Source organism: Bartonella sp. P12B, assembly GCF_055796185.1.
This window is the reverse complement of record NZ_JBTTDI010000027.1, coordinates 1-8,017: the sequence shown is the minus strand read 5'-3', so window position 1 is coordinate 8,017 and position 8,017 is coordinate 1. Positions and strand designations below refer to the sequence as shown.

Genomic DNA, 8,017 nt, shown 5'->3' with positions numbered 1-8,017 from the left:
GGCGAGACAAGCAGCCGCTATTGGTTTGGCGGTCTCTAGCTTACGCTATAACGACAATCCTGGGAAATTTAGTGTTTCATTGGGTAGTGGTATATGGCGTAGTCAATCTGCTTTTTCTTTTGGTGCTGGTTATACCTCTGAAGATGGAAAAATTCGCACTAACATAGCCGCAACCAGTGCCGGTGGTCATTGGGGGGTAGGTGTTGGACTTAATTTAACCCTGAATTAATCCTTTTTATAATTCAATTTGCCCTTGTTTAATTCAAACAAGGGCAAAAAATCGTTTAAACTGTAAAAAAAATTAAGCATCAGAAAAACATGAACTTTTCTTAATATAAAGACCACATAAAAGGATTTTGAAAAATATTGATGAATAAATTTTCTAAAAATTTAGAAAACAGTCGAGAGGTTGTTATAGATACAGATCATCATAACAGGAAATGAAAATCATCATATTATGTTTTGTAAAATCGAAAGTCTCTTCATGGTATAATACAGTTAGGTATCGGAAGCTGGTTTGAAACTTATGGGAATAAAACCAAATTTGAATTGCATCATTAATGCTATTGCCCAGAATGTTTCATCGAATAGATTAAATTGGAATAAGACAGAGAGAGGTTATGACGGTCGTCATAATGGACAAGATAATAAGCTTATTCATGTAGCGGATAGTAAATTATAAGAAAATGTGAAAGAATTTGTGAATGAATGTTCACTTTGAGAAGTGAACCAGAAAGTATCTAACATTAAAAACCATGTAAATGGTCAAGTATAAGATATTATTACAACACTGGAAGATTTTGTTAAGGTAAAAATAAAGAAATAAAAAACAACACCACATTCTTTTCTCTTATTTTATACAACAAAAGAAAGAATTTCTGAATATCTAAGAGCACTTGTCATTGAATTATAAATATAAAACTACTTTATAATTTAACTATTAATAAAATAAATATCACACCTTATAAGAACACATCTTAAACGTCATTGGTAATATTTTCTTGCTATTTTACTTATATAATGTTACACAAGATCCACTTACAATGATTCTTAGCAAGAGAATTGATTCTTAGCAAGAAAACACTGCAATATACTCAGAGGGGGTAGCTAATTCCTTTTATAAAATTATCAAAACCATTGTATTTAAGAAATGTAAGAAACGAATAAAGAAACCTTTCTTCAAAATACAAAATACTTTGAGGTCAAAAGAAAACTCATTTCATTTACTCTGCAATAAAACAGCAATCGAAAAATGTCTGATGGAAAACACAGGAGTCCTAAAATCTATAAGGAATAACTAAATGATCCCTCTTTTATAGCTTTCCATCTAAGACCACTCTACCTCTTTCTGAGATTTAAAACTCCTCATAAACTGTACTCTATAAAAACTACCCAAATGAATAGATCTTTTTTCTTTAAAAAACATCAAAGCTAAAACACCTCTAAGAGATAAATGTGTCTTTTTTATGTTTTATTTTATTTTTTTAGTTCTCATTAGGACATTTGTTATGCGTAAATTACATACCACAGTTTTAAGTTATTTTCCTGTTCAGTCATCTTCGATTAAAGCTGTTGCGTTAGGAACTGCAATGGCAATACTTTTATCAAGTGTTTCTCCTGTTTTTTCTTCCAATCTGTCGATAACAGGGGCAATTATCCGCAATGATAATTCTCCTAATGTAGCTTATCCTTTTGGTAGCCATGGAAGCATTGTTTTTGCCGGTGACGATGATTACTGTGGGGTGGATAGAATTGTTGGTCGCGATGGAACTTTGCTGCAAGGAGGTACTGGGCTAAGTGCGGAGACGCAATATGATAGATTTGTCACCAATAAAGTGTTTTCTAATCGCACTCCTTATGGTTCTATGACGCAGCAGATTCCGTGGACTGGTAATGGTCAGGCTGGAGCTAATAGTGGATATATGGGGGGGCTTACTGGTGGTGTTACGAATATTCTGCCTCGGGCTTTTGGTGTTTATTCTTTTGCGACAGGGTGTGGGTCTTATGCTTCGGGTAATTATTCAACGGCTTTTGGTGCTGGTGCGACAGCAAAAGGAGGGGGAGCGATAGCCTTTGGTGTTTCTGCGCTTGCAAAGGACCAAGCAAGTATTGCTATTGGTATAGGATCAGAAGCATCTGCTATATCTGCTCTTGCATTTGGTGGACTTGCAACTGCGAAAGCTGAAAATTCACTGGCGATAGGGATCAAATCTCTTGTTGAAGAAGGTGCTAAGAGTGCTGTTGCCATTGGTACGGAAGCAAAGGCTACTCTTGAAGAGGCTGTAGCTTTGGGAGCATATTCTGTATCTAATCGTGAAAGTGGTATTTTGGGTTATAATCCTCTAACAGGTAAAGCAAAAACAGCAGGCAATCATGTTTGGGAAAGTGGCTTAGCAGCACTTAGTGTTGGGAATGTTGAAGGTGGAAAAACACGACAGATTACAGGTGTTGCTGCTGGTTCTGAAGATACAGATGTTGTGAATGTTGCTCAGTTAAAAGAATTAAGGGAAATGGTAGTGGGGGGGTGGAAATTCACTGTTGACGGTAAAGATTCCACGAGCGTTAGCTTAGACTCAGAGAATGCGATAGACTTTTCTGCAGGAAGCAGCAATTTAAAGATTGCAAAAGGCAACAGTGACATTGCAAGAGCTACAGAGGGCAATAAGGTAATATTTGATCTTGCAAAGGATCTTACGCTTGATAGTGTGAAATTAGGAAAAGTTTCTTTAGATAAAGCAGGCTTAGTAATTAGTGATGGCCCGAAGGTGACCACGGCGGGTGTTTCTGCTGGCAGTAAAAAGGTTACAGATGTAGCGGCTGGAAGTGCAGATACTGATGCGGTAAATGTTGCACAGTTAAAGACAGCTGAAAAAAAGATCGAACAATTAGAAGCCAGTAGTTTTGTAAAACAAGATGCTAATACGAAGCATGTCACGATTGGTGGGGAAACGGATGGCGATAAAATTGATATTGCCAATAAGAATAAAGAAAAGCGTACACTTACTGGCATAAGAGATGGTGCACTTTTAGCAGATTCAAATGAAGCGGTAACAGGTTCACAGCTTTTTGCAACGAACACTAATGTAACCCAAAATAAAAATGCTATTGAAGAAGCTAATATTACGATTAAGAAGAATGCTACTGATATAACCAAAGCAAACAGTGATATATCCTCTCTTGATAGTAAAATATCGAAATATTTGGGTGGTGAGGCAAATGTTCTTGGAGGTACAGCGCCGACCTATACTGTACAAAATCAACAGTATAATGATGTTGGATCTGCCTTTGCAGGTGTCGATAGTTCTTTTACGAGTGTTAATAATAAAATTACCGAAGTAGAAAATTCCGTTACGAAAATCCATGAGGAGATTGTCCAAAAGGTTGATCAAAATGCTTTGTCATGGAGTGAAGAAAAAAAGGCCTTTGTTGCAACGCATGGCGAAACGGAAAGAAAAACAAATAGCAAGCTTACATCTCTTCAGGATGGTGACATTTCTACAAATTCAACGGATGCTATTACAGGTGGTCAGCTTCATAAAATGGGTACAGAAGTTGCAAAATCTTTAGGTGGTGGCGCTGAATATAAGAATGGTACAATGAGTGCTCCAACATTTAAACTTAATATTGTTGATGGTGATGGTAACTCTCAAGAAAAGACTTACCATGATGTTGCCGGTGCTTTTGAAGGTGTTGATACTGCTTTCACGAATGTTCAGAAAAAATTCACAAAACAAATTAACGATGCGGTCGAAAATATTAATACACAGATCACTAATGTTACAGAAAACAACCTTATTCAGCATGATATAAAAACAGGTAATATTACGATTGGTTCGAAAGAGAATGGCAGTGTAATCAATATCGCTAATAAGGCTGGTGAGGTTCGAACGCTTTCTGGTATTAAGGATGCGCAAAATCAGAATGAAGCCGTTAACAAAGGTCAACTTGACAAGAATGTAAATAAACTTTCTAAAGATATTAATGACGTGCGTTCTGTAGCAGTTCTTTATGATGAGGAAGAGGTTTCAGAAGATACCCTTGCATTTACGAAATCAGCCCGTAAAGTTAATAAGAAGAGCGTGACTTTTGGTGATTTAAAGACCGGCACTGTTTCTTTACATAATGTTGGCAATGGTAATATTGCTGAAAATTCACATGATGCTGTAAATGGCTCTCAGCTTCATACATTGGGCAGTGAGGTTGCATCTTATTTAGGAGGTGGTGCTGCGTATAAGGAAGGTAAATGGACTGCTCCTAGTTTCAAGGTTCAGACTGTTAAAGATGGTGGTGGTGTCTTTGATTCTACCTACAATGATGTAGCGGCTGCTTTTGCTGGTGTGGGTAATTCATTTAAGAATGTCGATAATAAAATTACGAATGTTAAGAATGAAATCACCCAAGAGATTAAGAATGAAATTACCACTGTTCAAGGCGATGCTTTATTGTGGAGCGATTCTGATAATGCATTTGTAACCAAACACGGAAAAAATAAGGACAGCAGTAAGATTACTTCTCTTAAGAATGGAGATATTTCTGCTAGTTCAACGGATGCTGTAAATGGTTCTCAGCTTCATACATTGGGTAGCGATGTTGCGACTTATTTAGGTGGTGGTGCTAAGTATGAAGATGGCAAATGGAGTAAACCTGATTTTAAAGTTACTATAGTTAAGAATGATGGCAATTCTGAAGAAAAGAAGTATGATACTGTAGCGGATGCATTTGCGGGAGTTGGTAGCTCTATCATAAATGTACAGCAGAAATTGACTGAACAGGTTAATGATGTAGTTAACAAAGTGGAAAGTGAAAGCTTTGTTCAGCAAGACAAAACAACGCATCATCTCACTATTGGCGCTAAATCAGAAGGTGATGAAATCAATATCGCAAATAAGGACAAAGGGGATAGAAAACTTTCTGGTGTGAAGGCCGCAACACAAAATAATGAAGCTGTTAATAAAGGTCAACTTGATGACAGTTTAGCGAAGCTTTCCAACAGTCTTCAGTCTGATGAATCAGCTGTTGTTCATTATGATAAAAAAGAAAAAGATGAAATTGATTATACAAATGTAACTTTGGGTAAGGGCAAGGGTTCTACATCTGTAGGTCTTCATAATGTTGCTGATGGTAATATTGCTAATGGTTCACATGATGCAATCACGGGTGGTCAGGTTAACAAAATTGGTGAGGATATTGCTAAGTTTTTAGGTGGAGAAGCATCCTTTAAAGAGGGAGCTCTTACACAGCCAAGCTATAAATTATCGTACATTGCTAAAGATGGAGTTGTAACAGAGAGTTCTTTTCAAGGTGTTGGAACGGCTTTTTCCGGTCTTGATATAAATATCAAGAATGTAAATCAGCGCATTAAAGAAGTATCTGAAAATGTTGCCCATGATTCTTTGTTGTGGGATAAGACTAAGGATGCCTTTGTAGCGCAGCATGTTGATGATGGTGTGAAGAGTAATAGTAAGATTACATCTCTTCAGAATGGAGATATTTCCGCTAGTTCAACGGACGCCGTAAATGGTTCTCAGCTTCACTCTCTTGGTAGCACAGTTGCATCTTATTTTGGCGGTGGAGCTAAATACGAGAATGGAACTTTGAGCAAGCCTGATTTTAAAGTTAATATAGTTAAGGCCGATGGCAATTCTGAAGAGAAGAAGTATGGTACTGTAGCTGAAGCTTTAGCTGATGTTGGTGCATCTTTCACGAATGTTAAAAATGAGATTACAAAACAGATTAACAATGAGATTACTACTGTAAAAGGTGATAGCCTTGTTAAGTGGGATGACGATAGTCAAATAATAAAAATTGGTGCAGAAAAACACGGGAATACAATCACTATTGCTGACCAAAATAGTAAAGATAGAACGCTTTCTGGTGTAAAGAAGGCAGATAAAGCCAATGAAGCAGTTAATAAAGGTCAGCTTGACGAAAATGTAGATAAACTTTCTAAAGATATTGATGACGTGCGTTCTGTAGCAGTTTTTTATGATGAGGAAGAGGTTTCAGAAGATGCTCTTGCATTTACGAGATCAGCTCGCAAAGCTAAAAAAAGCAGTGTGACTTTTGGAAATCCGAGTGATGGTACTGTTTCTTTGCGTAATGTTGGTAATGGAAATGTTACTGAGAAGTCAAAAGAGGCAGTAAATGGTTCTCAGCTTTTTGAGACAAATAAGAATTTTGCGAGCTACTTAGGTGGTGGTGCTAACTATGATGGATCAAAAGGAACATGGACAGTACCTACATTCAAGGTTAAAATTGTTAATGAAGATGGTAAGACAGAAGATAAAGATTATCATGATGTAGCAACTGCATTTGCCGGAGTAGGTAATTCATTTACAAATGTTAAGAATGAAATTACGAATGTTAAGAATGACATTACTCAGGAGATTAAGAATGAAATTACCACTGTTCAAGGTGACGCTTTGTTGTGGGATAAGACGAAAAATGCATTTATAGCAACGCATGGGGAAACAAAAACCAATAGCAAGCTTACATCTCTTCAGAATGGAGATATTTCTGCTAGTTCAACGGATGCCGTAAATGGTTCACAGTTTTACTCTATGAGTAATAAGCTAGCTGGTTATTTTGGTGCTGGTATTGGATATGATGAAAAAGGCAATTGGAAAGCTCCAAGTTTTACGATTAAGAAATTTGATGATGCAGGCAATTCGACAGAAGAAAAATATAATACTGTAACAGATGCATTTTCTGCCGTTAATAGTTCTATCACGAATATTCATAACGAAGTGAACAAGGAGATTAGCAAAGTAGTAGGAGATAGTCTTGTTAAACAGGATGATAAAACGGCTTTTATCACTGTTGGTAAAGAAACGAGCGGCACAGAAATCAATATAACGAACAAGGATAAAGAGGATAGAACGCTTTCTGGCGTTAAGGAAGCGGTGAAAGGTAATGAAGCGGTTAACAAAGACCAGCTTGATAAAAGTTTGAAGAATCTTTCCGATACTCTTCAGTCTGAAGATTCTGCGGTGGTTCTCTACGACAGGGGTTCAGATGGTGCAACTAATTACAGCAGTGTGACTTTTGGGAAAGGTAAAGGTTCCGCTCCTGTTGGACTCCATAATGTTGGTGACGGTAAGATTGAAAAAAATTCTCATGATGTTGTTAATGGTAAACAAATTGATGCAATGTCTCAGGATCTTGTTAAGATTTTAGGTGGAGGCACTACGTCTAGAAACGGCGCATTTACAGTGCCAACTTATAAATTATCTAGTATTACTGAAGATGGTACGGTAAGCACGACAAGCTATGATAATGTCGGTTCAGCCTTTGAAGGACTTGATGCAAATGTCAAGAATGTAAACACTCATTTGTCTAATGAGGTTAAGCAGTTTGAAGAAAAAATCACTAATATTACGCAAGAAGTTCAAGGTGATGCATTATTATGGGGTGATGATGAAGGCGCTTTTGTAGCCAAGCACGGAAAAGATAAGGCAAAAACGAATAGTAAGATTACGTCTCTTGCTAATGGTAACATTGCGAAAGATTCAACAGATGCTGTCAATGGTTCTCAGCTTTATTCAATGGGCGACATGGTTGCAACCTATTTTGGAGGTGGTGCTAAGTATGAGAATGGTCAATGGACTGCTCCAAAGTTTACAGTTAAGACCGTCAAGGAAGATGGTATTGAATCTAAAGATGAAAGTTATAGCAATGTAGCTGATGCATTGGCTGGAGTTGGCAATTCTATTACGAATGTTAAAAATGAGCTTAATAAGCAGATTGGTAGAGTGGTTAGTGATAGCCTTGTTAAACAAGATAAAGATGGAGATCCTATTGCCATCGGTAAGGAAACAGGTGGCACTGTAATCAATCTTCAAAACAAGAGTAATGGCAATCGCACTATTTCTGGTGTGATGGATGGAACAATCTCTAAAGATTCAATTGAGGCCATCAATGGTTCCCAGCTTCATAGTCTAGGGGAGAGTGTTGCGAAGTCTTTAGGTGGTGCTGCTCAGTATGAAGGTGGTAAATGGACTGCTCCGACCTTCACGGT

General features: G+C 37.3%; 2 protein-coding genes. Both read left to right on the top strand.

Translation table 11 applies throughout. The features are described 5' to 3' along the window. Nucleotides 1-229 (top strand): YadA-like family protein (locus AC0QT1_RS08145; protein WP_473202077.1); only part of this gene is annotated, 229 nt, incomplete at its 5' end. 1,279 nt (nt 230-1,508) lie between these two features. Continuing rightward, nucleotides 1,509-8,017: hypothetical protein (locus AC0QT1_RS08140; protein WP_473202076.1), on the top strand; the 6,509-nt coding region annotated here is incomplete at its 3' end.